Here is a 16322-nt window from a genome sequence, read left to right on the forward strand (position 1 = left end):
CTAAATAAGCTTATTTATGTTTCATTTGTTGCAGTAGTAAATTTTAATAGGTTTTTAAAAAGTATTCTGAAGATTTTTAGTTGAGAACAAATTGATAGTTATATGTCTGTTGAATATTTATCATTTAATCCATTTAACGCTTAGTTATAGAATCTGAATTAAATCTACAGGATTACTTAATAAATATTTAGCTCCATTTGAAATCAATTCTTCTTTTGGTCTAAAACCCCATAATACGCCTACTGCAAACATATTTGCATTATTTGCAGTTTGCATATCAATACCAGTATCTCCTATGTAAATTATTTCTTCAGGTTTTATTGCTAAGGTTTTACTTATTTCTACTGCTACAAATGGATTTGGTTTTTTAAGTTTTTCATTACTCAAACCAACTACTGGATTAAAATAGTTAGGAAATAAAGCATGTGTAATTTTCTTAGTAAACTCATCAGACTTATTTGATAATACACTTAGTTTAATATTGCGAGAAATTAAGTTGTCAAGTAATTCTATAATTCCATCATATGGTTTTGTTTTACGAGTACAATTATCGCGATATACTTCAATCATAGCATGGAAACAACAATCAATTTGTTTTTCATTATTATGTGCTAATGGTAGGGATTTACTTACAAGACTTCTAATTCCACTACCAATAAAACTTTGATGTTCTTCATAGCTATGAGTAGGGTAACCATAGCTTTGAAGCACCATATTCATTGAATCTGCAATATCTTGAAGTGAATTAACTAGTGTTCCGTCTAAATCAAAAATAACTCCTTTAACCTTCATTTTTCAATTTTTTATATTCATTGAATATTATAAACTTTCATATTATCCTTTTGGTATATTTCCCAATAAGATTTGTGCATTTGGAAAATCGGAGATTTTTCTGCCGTAGCAAATCGTTAGTTGAATGTTTGTCGTTAATGTTAGTTCGAATGTAAGCATAAATTATATGAGTTGTTGTGCGTAGGTTTTATTCTAAATTTTTGTTTTTAATTCATTAATTCCCTCTTTCAGCTCTCTTATAAATTTATCAATATCATCATCTGGATAAACATAATATAAAGTGCAATTATTTTCTTCACATAATTGTTTTTTCCTTTCGTCTCTTTCTTGTCCTTTTTTGAATGCGGTTTCACCTCCGAAATATTCAATTGGTTTTTGATGCTGTGTGCCTTGATATTCAATTGCAATATTTAATTCGGGAATGAATATATCAAAATGTTGCAAACCAAGCCATTTAGGTCTTCCGTGGTGAACTACAATATAATCTTTTAGAGTCTTTTTTATTTTATAATATAATAGAGTTTCTGATATCCAACCTTCTCCAATTTTAGGTAATTCTCTTTCTTCTCTAATTTCATCTTCGATACTTCTAATCTTAAATTTCACAATTTTGAAAAGAGGCGTGTGAGTTTCAGGTAAATCAATTTTATAATATTCAAAATTTTTTTGCCTATTTTACTAGGATAAAAACAAGGCAAATCATAACTATTGTAAGTTACTGCATTATGAGTATTGTTTCTATCCACTGTGGTCATATGATGACTGTCATCACCATAAAATTCCAATTTAGAATCTGTAACTCGCCAAAGATTTTTTTTATTTTTATAATCAATCGCAACTATTTTAGGAAATAGGTCTAACAAATAGTTTAGGAATTCTTTTCTCTTAAATTCTTCAAAAGTAAATTTCTCAATGTTTGGGAAAAATTTATAATAATATTCATAATAAATACTAAACCCAGGAAATTGAGTAGACTCAAAGTGCTTTTCTAATTTATCATAGATATTTGTACTTATGTCTTTTTTAGAGAATTTATTATACCAAGGAATTATCGAGCTAATATTTAGAGTATATAAGACTTCATTATTAATTACATTTTTATTATATTTTCTTTCGTACCAATGATAAAACAACAGATTATTAGTTTCTTGAAACTGACGGTTTAATAAAGTGTTTTCTAATATAATTTCAAAAGTGTCTTTTGTTTTAGAATGAAGCTGATTTATTAATTTATGCTCATCTAATAGACCAAAATATTTTAATTGTGCTTTATCGATTTTTTCAATAAAATCTTCCTCTGAAATAGCTAATCTTTTAGATGAATATTTAGGATAGTAAAATCCTTCCTTTAATTTAATTTCATCAGATATTTTTTGGTAATTAGTTGTCAATTTTATTTCATTTGAGTTTTTTTAACTTACGCACAACGTGATTTTATATGATTTGTGCGACTGGAAAATCGGAGATTTTTCTGCCGTAGCAAATCGCTTGTTGAATGTTTGTCGTTAATGTTAGTTCGAATGTAAGCATAAATTATATAAGTTGTTGGCAGCTTTTAATTTTCTTCTAGTTCTTTTAATGGAGTTCCATTTTCTGTAATCCATTCGGTATATCCGTTCGAATTTCTTCCTAAAATCATATTCGATGCGGCACTTGCGCTTGAAAAAATTGTATCCTCGACAAATTCGTAAAACTCTCCGTTGTCTCTTAAAATCTTTGTGTCTAGCAATTTTTGTCTTAAAGTTCTATAAGTTATTGTACAAGATTTTGATAAATTTTTCTTTGCTTGAGATCCTTGAGTTACAATGAAACCTTGATTGGCAATGTACATATTTGCATTTATCTTACTGCTATTTATTTTTAATAGAATTTTCTTTTGTTCTTTAGTTGGCTCTTTTTCGGTTTGTTTTACAATTGAAGATATTAAAAATCTAAAACCCATTACAGGCAAAATCAGTTTCAATTGGTCAAGAAAATATTCCATATCTGAAATATCTGCCTCGTGTAAAGTTGGTAGTGAAGGAGTTGTGTTATTTTCGATTTCGGCTGTTCTTGAATCAATCGCTAATTGAACTAATCTTGATTCTAAATATTTGATTTGAGTTTTTGTAAGTAAATCATCTTTGCTAATAAAGAAAATTAATTCTACGAAATCTTTCTTAGAATTCTGTAAATGTTGTTTAATTCTCGTTTTAACATTTTCAGCTTCTCCGATATATATTTTTTCTTGAAATGAATCTGAATCCGAATTACTTTTTAAACAATAAATTCCAGGATTGTCGAATTCAGGTCTGTCAATAACTTGTGAAATCATTGTTCTCGGAGAATAGAAAGCTTTTCCTACCCAATTTCCGATTTCTGCAATTCTCGGACCATATTCAGTTCCATCTAACATAAAAATCGTTAATTTCTTTCCTCTAGCCATTTTTTTGTTTTTGAATTTATCTTTAAAGTTACACAGTTTTTATTACTCCCAACGTGATTTTATAAGATTTGTGCGACATAAAAATCGTAGATTTTTCCGCCGTAACAATATTTTTATTGAATGTTTGCTAGTTTCTGCTAGTTCCAATTTAAGCAAAAAATTTATGCGGTATTAGTAACGTTATCTTTTATTCAGACTCGTAGTTTTCAATTGTTTTTAAAAGTCTATATATTTCAACAATGACCTCAATTGACTGTTTAATTTCTTTTTTATGCGCATCAAATAGACTTATATATTACAAACATTGAATTTATGTAATGTTATATTTATAAAATTTAAGTTTATTTATTCGCAATAAATTTTTTATCAGTTAGAACATATCTGTTTGAAATATACTCATATTAACAAACACTGTAATAAGTACTACCCAAATTATAGTAGCTAATAAAAAACCTACTATAAAACTAATCCTATTTGATTTCATTTTGTGTTTTTTTTATTTATTTTCAAAATTACTTACAACATTTTTTATATGATTGGTGCTACTGGAAAATCAGAGATTTATTGGACGTAGCAAATTGTTTCTTCCAATTTTCTCAGTTCGTTATTTATATTAAATGTGAGCATAAATTTTAGTAGGTTTTGGCAATAGTTTTTACCAATCTTTCTCTTTATTAGTTGTTTTTCCAGAGACATAATTATAAAACGAAAGGGATAATTCATTCATAGTTTGTTCTAAACTTGGAACAGCATCCACATACGATTTTCGTATTACACCGTCTTTTTTATAAAAAGTCCTGTAATCGTAAAGTACTTTTTGTCCACCGGCTATAAAAAACTGACCAACGATATATTCAAATCGATATCGACCGTCCTTAAAAGAAATTTCAATGGAATATTCCATATTATAGGAATTTTGAATTCCCATTGATTTGTACCACCAAGCATTAGAAGCAAAACCATCAATTCGAATTTTTTCGTTTTCAATATTTGCCTTTAAAACTTTGTTCGGATTTTTATAGGTTTCTTGAACCCAGTTGAGTGCTTTATTATAAAGTTCAGCAGTACTTATATCGTCAACTTCAATTACAATTGGTTCGACACCGTTTGGTGTTAATTTCAATTGAGGGATTTCTTGTCCAAATGACAAGTTTGATAAAATTATTGTTACTGTTAAAAGTAAATTTTTCATTTTTGTTTATTTAGATTGTCATTGAACCATTTCGATAAAGGTTACTATTTTTTTTCTTTTTCCCTTCATTCAACTGGACTCTTTGTTGTTTTGTTGTTTTAGGAATCACCAATTTTGGATTTTCACTTATGCTCATTTTATCTTTTTGTCAATTTTTATAGAGATTCAAATTGTTTATGGTTTTTCCCAAATTCCATTTTCTCTTATATGGCTTTCTAAGTTTTCTGATAAAATTAATAAATCATCGTTATTCAATGATTTTACAAAACTTGATTGTGTATAAGGTCTAAAACCAATTATTTTTTTATAATCTTCATTTTTATAAATCTCAAATACTTTTAATATATCTTCCTTCTTTATATTTGATGGGCTTATTCCTTTTAATTGAATTGTATTAGTTAAAATTAACCATACGTCATAGGCAAAAACATCTGTAAGCTTATTTGGTAAAGGTGTACTATTTTTCAATCTGTAATCATAAGTTTCAATTATACTATTGTCAGAATTAGCAGAAGCTTTAAAATTTTCTATTTTTAATAAAATATTTTTATTAGAACAATTAATAAATAATAAACTCATCAATATTAATAGTATTATATTTGATTTTTTCATCGCATTTTATTTTAGAAAGTTTAAATTATAGTTTTTAATTTTTCACATTGTTAGCAACTTCTACTAACCAAACAAAAATAACAGTTTACATATTTATAACTTTACGGTTATCCGTATTGTATACCTATTTATTCATTTTTATTTTTTTAAAACAAAACGTATGAATACGTATAATTAGTAAAAAAAGAAATACACCAAAATAGTAGTGGTAAAAATTAAAGTGCAGGGTGAACCTTCTTTATGTTTTGAATGTTCATAATTTTAACGGAAAATAACATGGTACCTCAGTAAAATTTAGTACTTTTTACCTTATAAAGTTTATTTTAAAAATCTACTCCTAAAATAGTCACTTTATAAATTATCTACTATTTTTTTAAATTAGTTGTACATTTATTTTAAAGTAAATGTACATATATTTTAATAATAATTGTACAATTATTATTTACAATCACAGGTGCTTTTACAAGAAAGTACGGGTGCTTTTATAAAAAAGACGAAGTGTTTTTGTAAAGTTTTATAAAGGCCTTTATATATTTTGCTAAAAAAGTTTCCTTATTAAACAGCAAAGCACCTAAATAACGTATTCATAATGAGATAATAAGCTGTATTTATTCAAACTTAATTGCTTTTACTGGGCTTATTTTAGATATAATAATTGTTGGAATTATAAGCATTAATAAACATAAAATTAAAGTACCAAAATTTAAGAGGATTATATACCCAAAGTTTAAATAAATTGGTGCTTCACTTACATAATACGTTTCAGGGTTTAAGGTTATTACACCAAAATATTTTTGAATGAATAAAATTGATAAACCTATTAAATTTCCCCAAAACAATCCTTTTACAATTAAATAAGCGGCATTGTACAAAAACACCTTTCTTATACTTACATTGCTCCCTCCTAGCGCTTTAAGAATCCCAATCATTTGGGTTCTTTCCAAAATCAGCACTAATAAGGCTGTAATCATATTAATGCCTGCAACTAAAATCATAATTACAATTATTAAATACACATTATTATCAAAAAGGCTAATCCATTCAAAAATAGCAGGATATTTTTCAACAATACTTTCACTATTTAATGTAGAGCCCGTTTGCATATAAATTTCGTGACTTTTAGGTATAATTTCATCAAAATCAGTAATTAACACTTCAAAACCTCCCACTTCATCATCATTCCATCTATTCATTTTTTGAATATGTCTAATGTCACCTATTACAAAACTTTCATCAAACTCCTGAAAACCGGAATTATAAATCCCCACAATTTTTACCACACGAATCCACGGTGCTTTTGTTGGATCATTTTTTACAAACAGAATGTTAAATTCATCTCCTAATTTCAATGCCATTCTATCAGAAATTACTTTTGATATTAACACATCATTAGAAACTTCACTGTCATAATTGGGTAATTTTCCTTCCACTAAGTACTCTTCAAAAAAGCTCCAATCGTACTCGTTGGCCACACCTTTTAAAATAATGCCTTCAAAATCAGTGGCAGTTCTAATAATTCCCGCTTTTGTAGCAAAAACCTGCACATTTTTAATGTTTGAAACTGTTTGAAAGGTTGGATAAAAATCTTGTTTTTTTGAAACCGGAATTAAGGTAATTTCAGAATTATTATTATCAAAATTAGTAATTTGAACATGTCCGTTAAAACCTGCTAATTTTTCACGTATTTTTTGTTGTAAGCCAATTCCTGTTGCAATGGCAATCATCATAATAATCATTCCTAAGGCAATTGCTATAATGGCAATTTTTATTATTGGAGATGATATGCTACTTTTATACTTTTTAGCAGCAATAATACGTTTTGCAATAAATAATTCGTAATTCAATTTTATATATGATTTCTAAACCGTTCAAAAATACATATTTCTTCTTGTTTTCTTTCGTGTTTTTTATGTTGTTTTCTTGTAAACCAGCAAAACCAATAAATTCGGATGCCGAAATGGAAAAAAATGCTGTAGAAAATGATTTAAAAGGAAAAAAAGTAATTGTAACGGGTGCACAACAAACCTTTGTTTATTTGCCTACACTACTTTCTAAAAACGTTGCTATTGTTGCTAACCAAACCTCTGTTATTTTTAAAGGTGGAACTCAACATTACACGCATTTGGTAGATTCTTTACTTTCATTAAATATTGCTATTAAAAAAGTATTTTCACCTGAACACGGGTTTAGAGGAACTGCAGATGCCAGTGAATTTATAAAAGATGGTGTGGATACCAAAACGGGCGTTCCTATTGTTTCTTTATATGGAAACAATAAAAAACCTACGCAAGAACAGCTACAAGGAATTGATGTCGTAATTTTTGATATTCAAGATGTTGGCGTTCGGTTTTACACCTACATTTCTACCTTACATTATGTAATGGAAGCGTGTGCTGAAGCCGGAATTCCTGTACTTGTGCTAGATAGGCCAAATCCAAACGGACATTATATTGATGGGCCAACCTTAGAAATGGAGCATAAAAGTTTTGTTGGAATGCATCCTGTTCCGTTAGTGTATGGAATGACTATTGGAGAATATGCAAGGATGATTAATGGCGAAAATTGGTTGAATACGCCCCAGAAATGTAACCTAACTGTTATTCCTTTAAAAAATTATACCCACAAAAGCTTGTACCGTTTACCTATTAGACCTTCGCCAAATTTACCAAATGATGTGGCTATAAATTTATATCCAAGTTTAGGTTTTTTTGAAGGAACTACTATAAATGCTGGTCGTGGAACTGAATTTCAATTTCAAAGATATGGTGCGCCATTTTTCCCTGAAAATGATTTTAGCTATACGCCACAACCCAATTTTGGTTCTAAACATCCAAAACATGAAGGAAAGTTATGCTACGGTGTAGATTTAGCAGACACCGATAGATTAAGCAAAGTAAATATAAACTGGTTGATAGATGCCTATAAAAAAACACTTGCTTCCGAAACATTTTTTGGTGCTTCATTTACTATTCACGCAGGAAATACCAACCTTGAACAACAATTAAAAGACCAAATTTCTGCGAAAAAAATACGTGAATCATGGCAACACGACATACATTCTTTTAAAAAAATAAGAGAAAAATATCTGCTGTACGATTAAATAAAACGCATTATACATTGAAAGAGATCCAAAACTTGTATATATTCAACAAAATTCCGTTCATTTAAGAAATCTACAGAATCATATAACGTAATTTATTACTCCATTACCTACCAAATACTTCTTTTTCTAGCCATTGGATTTTTTTTCTGAAATTCAATTAAATAGGTTACCTATTATTTATAGTGTTTTTTTATTTATATCTAACGCTTAAAAACTTTATGTAATTACAATGCTCAAAATTATGTAAGTAACTACACACCTCTTTTATTTCTTTTTAGAAAATTTATAGTGGTAAAAATCAATGAGAAAAATATTAATTCTTCTTATTTATAATATCCTACATTCTTATTAAAGGCTTTTAACCCTAATTTAAAAAAATAAACAAAAATATTTTAATTTTAAACACCTTGTAAATCAACTGTTTGGATTGTTTTTATAAACAAATGGTAAGTTTTTTATAACAAATGGTAGATTTTTCTTGTTTTGTATTATTTTATTTTTTACATTTGAATATCAATAATTAAATAAAAACCCAATAATTTAACCCCAAACACAAATAAATCAACCCTAATTATTTAAACCCCAAAACCCCAAAGACAAATAAATCAACCCTAAATTTCTAAACCCCAAAACCCCTCAAAAATGAAAACTTCATTCCTTAACCTCCTAGCCCTATTCGCTGTTTCTACCATTTTATTTTCTTGTTCTCCAGCAGATGATGGTATTTATTTTGAAAATAGTGAAGTTGTTAATACTACTAATGTCACTTATACTACTATGGAAAATGACATTTTAGCTTTAGTAAATGCCCACAGAACTAGTTTAGGATTAACTTCTTTAGCACCGTTAGATATCATTTCTGGCGTAGCTGATGGACATACAGAATACATGATTGAAGTAGGTAGTGTTAATCATGATAACTTTAGCCAAAGAGCTCAAAATTTAATGGATAATGCTGGTGCAAAAACAGTTGGTGAAAATGTAGCTTACGGATTCAGCACCGCTGAAGGTGTTGTAAATGGTTGGTTAAATAGCCCGGAACACAAAAGCATTATTGAAAACCCAAATTATACACATTTTGGAATTTCTACAGAAACTAATAAAGAGAACAGAAACTATTTTACTCAGATTTTTATTAAAAAATAAAACAAATTCAATTTTTAAAAGCATTTATCTCTAACCCCAAATATTCATATTATGAAAACAACCTCAACAAAAGCAACCATATTAAAATCTCATTTAACACTCATTAAAAGTGATTTTATAAGTAAAATAACAAAAATAGATAACACTACTAAAAGGATATACATAAATACATTAATGCCAGGTTTTAATTATACAAACCACTTAGGTGAATTAATTACTCCTAAAAAATGCATTTTATTATAGGTTGAGTTCTAAAGTTGTCCCCACAAAAGCAGTAATTAACTGGTGTCGTTCCCACAACGGTAGTTCTAAAATAATAGAGTTTCGTTCCCACAACGGTAGTTCTAAAAAAAAATAAAAACAAAAAAATCAAATACATCTAAAAACAACATAAGAGGAAAATTTAAGTTTAATTTTCCTCTTATTTAAAATATTTTTCTGGGTTAATTAGGGAAGTCTATAATTTTGTAAGGGGTTACAAAATTCATAAATGACTTCCCTTTTTTTTAATTATTTAAGCTCCCCTTTTTATAAACCTATTGCAGTAATTTCATCTTTAAATCTTCCACAATATAATAAGTTGCCATACAAATTTCTATGTTTTTAGTGGTTAAGCTAAAAAACTATTCAATTAAAATTGTTTTAATCCTTTATTTCAACAACGGTAACTTCCCCATATTTTTCAGCAATAGTTTTAATTTCGGTTGCTTTTCCAACTAAAACAAATTGTAAATTTTCTGTTGGAAAATAAGTAGCAATTATTTCATTGGCTTTCACCAAGTTTAAACCATTAACATTGTTTTCAAAATTATTAATAAATGAAGCATCAAAATTATACCAAAACATTTCTGTAAGCAGTCTTGCTAATTGATCGGTAGTTTCATAATCTGGAGGGAATTGTCCTTTCACATAATTTTTAGCAGAAGTCAATGCTTTTTCATCAATTCCATTTTGGTGTAAGGCTTTTAAAACTTCCAATGCTTTATCTATGGCTTCTTGCGTAGTTTCTTTCGCTGTAAAAGTGCTTATATAAAAAGTTCCTGCATTTTTTAAGGTACTAAATCTGCTACTTGCGCCGTATGTTAATCCACTATTTACACGTAATTCATCGTTTAACATAGAGGTGAATCTTCCTCCAAACAATGTGTTTACAACACTAATAGCAACATAATCTGGGTTATTTCTACTAATTCCTGTTGAACCTATATAAAAGGTAGTTTCGTTAGCATCGTCTTTATTAACTAATATCACCTTGCTTTTAGAAGGCTTTTTAACAGTTTCTACAAAAACATTTTCTCTAACACTATTGGTTTTCTTCCATTTTGAAAACAGTCTTGTTAGTATAGTTTTCATTTCTTTTTCTGAAAAATCTCCAACAATACTAATAGCACTTTCATTTGGAAAGTAATTGTTATTATAAAAATCTTTTACATCATTCACTGTTAAATTACCAACACTTGCAATTGTACCACTTATGGAATTTCCATACACGTGATTGCCATAAATTAACTTTTCAAAATACGTTCCAATAACAGCTCTAGGACTTTCCTTTTTCTGCTCTAATTCTACTAACAATCTACTTTTCTCTTTTTCAAATTCTTCGGCATTAAATGTAGGATTTAACATAATTTCTTTCAGGATAGTTAAAACTTTTTCTGAATCCTTTGCTGCAAATTTTGCTGATACGCCTGCAAATTCTTTGGATGCGTAGGTATTTATATTTGCACCAATAAAATCTATTTGTTCATCAATATTTGCTTTTGAAAAATTTTGAGTTCCGTGTTTTAAAGCCGTAGCTGTGAGTGAAGCCAATCCTGCTTTATCCGCATCATAAATTGCTCCAGCTGGAATAATTGCCGATATACTAATTACAGGAACATCGTGTTGTTCCATTAAATTAAAAGTTAAACCATTAGGCAATTTAAAGGATGTATATTTTGGTAATTTGTAATTCTGCGCAACTAAAGAAATATTTGTACTTACCAACAAACAAAATAGTGCTACTGTTTTTATATTTAAATATTTCATAACTATTCTTCTACATTTGTTTTTAATACACCAACTGTTCTATTACTTTTTGAAAAATATTTTTTTGCAACATTTTGCACATCTGCTATGGTAACTTTATTAAAATTTTCTGGAGCGTTAAACATTTTTTTATAATCGCCAAAAAACACTTCATACGTTCCAATATTGTTAGATTTTCCATCAATGGTTTCAATTTGATTATAAAACTCCATTAATTTTTGATTTTTTACTTTTTGAAGTTCAGCCTCACTAACTCCCTCATTTTTTATCTTTTCAATTTCAACATAAAATGCATTTTCAATAGCATCAGATGAAACATTATTATTAGCTACCGCATATATATTAAATAAATTAGGATCAAAACTATTTCCATAATCTGTGAAAACAACAGTTGCCAATTGCTGACGATCCACTAAAGAAGCATACAACCGTGAAGATTTCCCATTTGAAAGAATGGCACTTAAAATTTTTAAAGCATAATAATCTTGGTGTTTAGATTCTGGTGTTTTATAACCAATCATTATATACGGATTTGTTACTTCCCGTTGCACTGTAATTCTTCGTTCACCGGTTTGTTTTGGTTCTACAATATGTACTTTAGGTGGTGCTGGCTGTGCTGAAATTGGTTGTAAATACTGCTCCGCCAACCTTTTAACTTCTTCAAATTTTAATGCACCAGATACTACAACAACGCAGTTATTAGGAGCATAGTAGGTTTTAAAATAGCGTTCTAAATCTTGTTGTGTCCAATTTTTCATATCATCTTCATAGCCAATTACTGGCCAATGATATGGGTGCTCTTGAAATGCTGTAGCTTGAAGTGATTCCGATAACAATCTCCAAGGAGAATTTTCTAAACCTGTACTTCTTTCACTTAACACCACGCCTCTTTCGCTTTCAACCATTTCAGGATCAATACTTAAACTAGCAATTCTATCACTTTCTAAATCAAAAATAACTTCTGTTGCGGATGCTGGAAACCAATTGGTGTACACCGTAACATTTTCTGTAGTATAGGCATTATTTGCACCACCGTTGTATTCCATGGTCTGATCAAAAAGTTTTGGACCATATTTTTTAGCGCCATTAAACATCATATGTTCAAAAAAATGAGAAAGTCCAGTAATTCCCTGATATTCATTTCTACTACCAACTTTATAAAATAAATACATATTGGCATTAGGAATGGAAAAATCTTCCACTACTAAAAATTTCATTCCGTTTGTTAATGTAAATGTTTTTACATCATCTGCTTTCATTTGAGCTTGGCTGGTATAGACAGCCAAAAACAATATAAAAATTACTATTTTTTTCATAAAAAGTTTAATTACCATAAAACATTTAACGAAGTAACGAAATAATTTCTTTTTATTAGATAATTTTTCTAAATGAGTCAGCAATTTTATTCTAAATAATAATGCAGTCTCAATTAAATTTTACGCCATTTTATTAAATATGGAGCACTACTGACAAAAGAAAAAGGTATTATTTAGTTGTATTTATGATATAAAAACTCTTTTTAAAGACTATTTAACCCTTATTTTAATAAAATAAAGAAAAATATTTTAATTTCAAAAGCCTTGTAGATCAACTGTTCTGACGTTTTTTATAAACAAATGGTATGTTTTTTACAACAAATGGTAAGTTTTTCTTGTTTTATGTTATTTTATTTTTTACATTTGAGTATGAAAATTTAAATAAAAACCCAAATTAATTAACCCCCAAAACCCCGAAAGAAATAAATCAACCCTAATTACTTAAACCTAAAACCCCAAAGGCAAATAAATCAACCCTAAATTTCTTAACCCCAAAACCCCAAAGACAAATAAATCAACCCTAAATTTCTCAACCCCAAAACCCCTCAAAAATGAAAACTTCATTCCTTAACCTCCTAGCCCTATTCGCTGTTTCTACCATTTTATTTTCTTGTTCTCCAGCAGATGATGGTATTTATTTTGAAAATAGTGAAGTTGTTAATACTACTAATGTCACTTATACTACTATGGAAAATGACATTTTAGCTTTAGTAAATGCCCACAGAACTAGTTTAGGATTAACTTCTTTAGCACCGTTAGATATCATTTCTGGCGTAGCTGATGGACATACAGAATACATGATTGAAGTAGGTAGTGTTAATCATGATAACTTTAGCCAAAGAGCTCAAAATTTAATGGATAATGCTGGTGCAAAAACAGTTGGTGAAAATGTAGCTTACGGATTCAGCACCGCTGAAGGTGTTGTTAATGGCTGGTTAAATAGTCCTGAACACAAAAGCATTATTGAGAATCCAAACTATACACATTTTGGAATATCTACAGAAACAAATAAAGAAAATAGAAACTATTTTACACAAATTTTCATTAAAAAATAATACAAATTCATTTTTAAAAAGTATTCAATAATTAACCCCTAACATTAATATTATGAAAACAACCTCAGAAAATGCAACGATTTTAAAATCTCATTTAACCCTAATTAAAAGTGATTTTGTACAAAAAAAAACAAAAACAGATAACATTGACAGAATATATATAAATACATTAATGCCAGGTTTTAATTATACAAACCACTTAGGTGAATTAATTACACCAAAAAAATGTATTTTATTATAGGTTAATTTTATAAGTTGTCCCCACAACGGTAATATTTAACCATCCACGTTCCCATAACGGTAGTTCATAAAACAAAACGTTTCGTTCCCACAACGGTAGTTTATAAAAAAAGTTACCATTAAATCAAACGTATCTAAAAACAATATAAGAGGAAAATTAAACCTAAATTTTCCTCTTATTTAAAATATTTTTTTGGGTTAATTAGGGAAGTCTATATGCAAATGTAAGGGGTTACACCATTGCTAAATGACTTCCCTCTTTTTTTAAATTTATTTAAGCTCACCTTTTAATAAACCTATTGTGGTAATTTCAACTTTAAAGCTTCCACAATATGATAGGCAGCCGGACAAATTTCAGTATTTTTAACGGTTAAATTAGCAATCTGAATAAATTTACGTCTATCCGTATGTGGGTATTCACTGCACGCTTTTGGGCGAACATCATAAATGGTACACATATTATCTTCCAAATCTAAAAAAGAACAAGGCGCTGTTTTTAACACGTAAAAATCATCTTCATCTCTTTTTAAATATTCATTTGTAAAATCTAACACTTTCATTCTAAAATGTTTAGAAATACGTTCAATATCTTTAATTGTAAAAATTGGACTTGTAGTTTTACAGCAATTCCCACACGTTAAGCAATCTGTTTTTTCAAACTCCTTATCATGCAAATCCTGCATTATTAAGTCTAAATTTTTAGGCGTACGCTTTTTTAACTTTTGAAAGTATTTTTTGCTTTCTTGCTCTTTCTCTTTTGCTAATTTTGGCAATTCGTTTAAAAAATTTTCCATAGTGCAAATATATAAATGTTATTTGTTTGTGATACCTTTATAATTAAGTATTAAATTCGTTTTTTAAATCCATTTTTATGAAGTTTTTCAAATTCTTTTTATTTGTTTCTTTTATAAGTATCTCCGTTTTTTCACAAACAAAAGAACAAATTAACCATTTAGATGCCTATTTTCAAAAATCATTAAATGAATGGCAAGTTCCCGGTATGGCAATTGCCATTGTAAATGCCGATTCCATTGTTTTTAGTAAAGGTTACGGATTTTCGAACATTAAAAAAAACACAAAAGTTGATGGAAATACCTTGTTTGCCGTAGCATCTAATTCAAAAGCTTTTACGGCAAGTGCTATTGCAATTTTAGTAGAAGAAGGAAAACTACATTGGACAGATAAAGTAATTGATTACTTACCCTATTTTAAAATGTATGATGATTATACCACACAAAATTTTACTATTGAAGATTTATTGTGCCATAGAAGTGGTTTAGTAACTTTTAGTGGAGATTTATTATGGTACGGCACAACTTTAACTGCTGAAGAAATTATTGAAGCACAGCAATATTTAATTCCAAAATACGATTTTAGAACCACGTATGGCTATTCCAATATTGCATTTTTAGCCGCTGGAAAAATTGTTGAAAAAGTAAGTGGAAACACTTGGCAAAAATTTGTAGAACAACATTTTTTGAGTCCGTTGCAAATGAATAGAACACTAACATCCACTAACCAACTGCAAAAAACCACCAATGTTGCAACGCCTTATTATCTTGAAAATGGGACAAATAACGAAGTTAATTGGGTAAATTGGGACAATATTGCCCCTGCAGGAGCTATCATTTCATCGGTGAACGACTTTTCTAAATGGTTACAATTAAATTTAAATGAAGGTCAATTAAATAAAACCACTATTTTTAATGAAAAAAGTTTTAGAAGGTTAACTACACCTCATATAAATTTTGAAGTTGGTAAAAACACAGAAAATACACATTTTAAATCGTACGGTTTAGGTTGGGAATTGCAAGATTATGCAGGTTATAAAGTAATTTCTCATGGAGGTGGCTATGATGGTATGATTTCTAAATCATTTTTTATTCCAGAAAAACAATTAGGAGTTGTAATACTTACCAATAGCATAAACTGGGTACCTAGTGCACTTACCAATAAAATACTAGATGTACTATTAGCTAATAATTTTGAAGGTAACGACTGGTCTTCCAATTACTTAGACTATAAAAATGAACAAGCAAAAAGAGATAGTAATCAACAAGTAGCCATAGATAGTTTACGAGGAAAACAAAACAATAATCACTTAAATTTAATTGAATATACAGGTGTTTTTAAAGATAAAATGTATGGTACTGTAACTGTATCTATAAAAAAAGATATGCTCCATTTTCAAATGGATAAAACTCCTATTTTTTATGCAGATTTACAGCATTGGAATCATCATATCTTTACCTTTAAATTTCCAAAAGAATTATCATCACTTCCATCAGGAAAATTATGGTTCGATTTAAATAAAGAGGGCAAAGTTTTTAAATTACATTTAGACGTTCCAAACCCCGATTTTGATTTTACTGAATTTGAGTTTATAAAACAGTAAAAATTATATTGAATTTAG

General features: G+C 28.6%; 16 protein-coding genes. 6 read left to right on the forward strand and 10 right to left on the reverse strand.

From position 1 onward, the window contains the following. Nucleotides 1–144 precede the first annotated feature (144 nt). The 7 genes from JEY78_RS07625 to JEY78_RS07655 form a co-directional block, all read right to left on the reverse strand. Nucleotides 145–792, reverse strand: a complete 648-nt coding sequence (locus JEY78_RS07625) for an HAD family hydrolase (protein ID WP_291849030.1) — start codon at nt 790–792, stop codon at nt 145–147. Between the two features lie 192 nt (nt 793–984). Beyond that, the gene (locus tag JEY78_RS07630; protein WP_291849033.1) at nt 985–1398 is read right to left on the reverse strand and encodes a hypothetical protein; all 414 of its coding nucleotides are present in this window, start codon (nt 1396–1398) and stop codon (nt 985–987) included. After that, nucleotides 1395–2183 carry a hypothetical protein gene (locus JEY78_RS07635; protein WP_291849037.1) on the reverse strand — a complete coding sequence of 263 codons (789 nt, stop codon included), beginning with the start codon at nt 2181–2183 and terminating at the stop codon, nt 1395–1397. The genes JEY78_RS07630 and JEY78_RS07635 overlap by 4 nt, the downstream gene beginning before the upstream one ends. Before the next feature lie 164 nt (nt 2184–2347). Further along, nucleotides 2348–3217 (reverse strand): GIY-YIG nuclease family protein, encoded by an 870-nt coding sequence (locus JEY78_RS07640; protein WP_291849039.1) that lies wholly within the window; start codon nt 3215–3217, stop codon nt 2348–2350. 655 nt (nt 3218–3872) lie between these two features. Next, nucleotides 3873–4409 carry a DUF4468 domain-containing protein gene (locus JEY78_RS07645; protein WP_291849042.1) on the reverse strand — a complete coding sequence of 179 codons (537 nt, stop codon included), beginning with the start codon at nt 4407–4409 and terminating at the stop codon, nt 3873–3875. 174 nt (nt 4410–4583) lie between these two features. Next, complete coding sequence (locus JEY78_RS07650) at nt 4584–5021, reverse strand: hypothetical protein (protein WP_291849044.1); 438 nt, start codon at nt 5019–5021, stop codon at nt 4584–4586. 608 nt (nt 5022–5629) lie between these two features. Continuing rightward, on the reverse strand, nt 5630–6865 hold the full coding sequence (locus JEY78_RS07655; RefSeq protein WP_291849047.1) for an FtsX-like permease family protein: 1236 nt from the start codon (nt 6863–6865) through the stop codon (nt 5630–5632). Between the two features lie 8 nt (nt 6866–6873). On the opposite strand from JEY78_RS07655, the gene JEY78_RS07660 reads away from it, so the two are divergent. The 3 genes from JEY78_RS07660 (at nt 6874) to JEY78_RS07670 (ending at nt 9513) form a co-directional block, all read left to right on the forward strand. Then, entirely contained in the window at nt 6874–8121 is a 1248-nt protein-coding gene (locus JEY78_RS07660) for a DUF1343 domain-containing protein (protein ID WP_291849051.1), read from the forward strand. A 645-nt stretch (nt 8122–8766) separates the two neighbouring features. Continuing rightward, nucleotides 8767–9270 (forward strand): CAP domain-containing protein, encoded by a 504-nt coding sequence (locus JEY78_RS07665; protein WP_291849054.1) that lies wholly within the window; start codon nt 8767–8769, stop codon nt 9268–9270. 51 nt (nt 9271–9321) lie between these two features. Continuing rightward, nucleotides 9322–9513, forward strand: a complete 192-nt coding sequence (locus tag JEY78_RS07670) for a hypothetical protein (RefSeq protein ID WP_291849057.1) — start codon at nt 9322–9324, stop codon at nt 9511–9513. 399 nt (nt 9514–9912) lie between these two features. Here JEY78_RS07670 and JEY78_RS07675 read toward each other — a convergent pair whose 3' ends face one another. Then, nucleotides 9913–11298, reverse strand: a complete 1386-nt coding sequence (locus JEY78_RS07675; RefSeq protein WP_291849059.1) for a pitrilysin family protein — start codon at nt 11296–11298, stop codon at nt 9913–9915. 2 nt (nt 11299–11300) lie between these two features. Continuing rightward, nucleotides 11301–12614, reverse strand: coding sequence for a pitrilysin family protein (locus tag JEY78_RS07680; RefSeq protein WP_291849061.1), 1314 nt, complete (start codon nt 12612–12614; stop codon nt 11301–11303). Nucleotides 12615–13165: 551 nt separating this feature from the next. Between JEY78_RS07680 and JEY78_RS07685 the strand changes: the two genes are divergently transcribed. Together JEY78_RS07685 and JEY78_RS07690 are read left to right on the forward strand one after the other, a co-directional pair. Then, nucleotides 13166–13669, forward strand: a complete 504-nt coding sequence (locus tag JEY78_RS07685; RefSeq protein ID WP_291849054.1) for a CAP domain-containing protein — start codon at nt 13166–13168, stop codon at nt 13667–13669. Nucleotides 13670–13721: 52 nt separating this feature from the next. Beyond that, nucleotides 13722–13910, forward strand: a complete 189-nt coding sequence (locus JEY78_RS07690; protein ID WP_291849064.1) for a hypothetical protein — start codon at nt 13722–13724, stop codon at nt 13908–13910. A gap of 295 nt (nt 13911–14205) precedes the next feature. On the opposite strand, the gene JEY78_RS07695 is transcribed toward JEY78_RS07690, so the two are convergent. After that, nucleotides 14206–14703 (reverse strand): YkgJ family cysteine cluster protein, encoded by a 498-nt coding sequence (locus JEY78_RS07695; RefSeq protein ID WP_291849067.1) that lies wholly within the window; start codon nt 14701–14703, stop codon nt 14206–14208. 77 nt (nt 14704–14780) lie between these two features. Between JEY78_RS07695 and JEY78_RS07700 the strand changes: the two genes are divergently transcribed. Continuing rightward, on the forward strand, nt 14781–16304 hold the full coding sequence (locus JEY78_RS07700; protein ID WP_291849070.1) for a serine hydrolase: 1524 nt from the start codon (nt 14781–14783) through the stop codon (nt 16302–16304). Nucleotides 16305–16322 lie beyond the last annotated feature (18 nt).

It is taken from the genome of Lutibacter sp. (genome assembly GCF_016342705.1).
Taxonomy (GTDB): domain Bacteria; phylum Bacteroidota; class Bacteroidia; order Flavobacteriales; family Flavobacteriaceae; genus Lutibacter.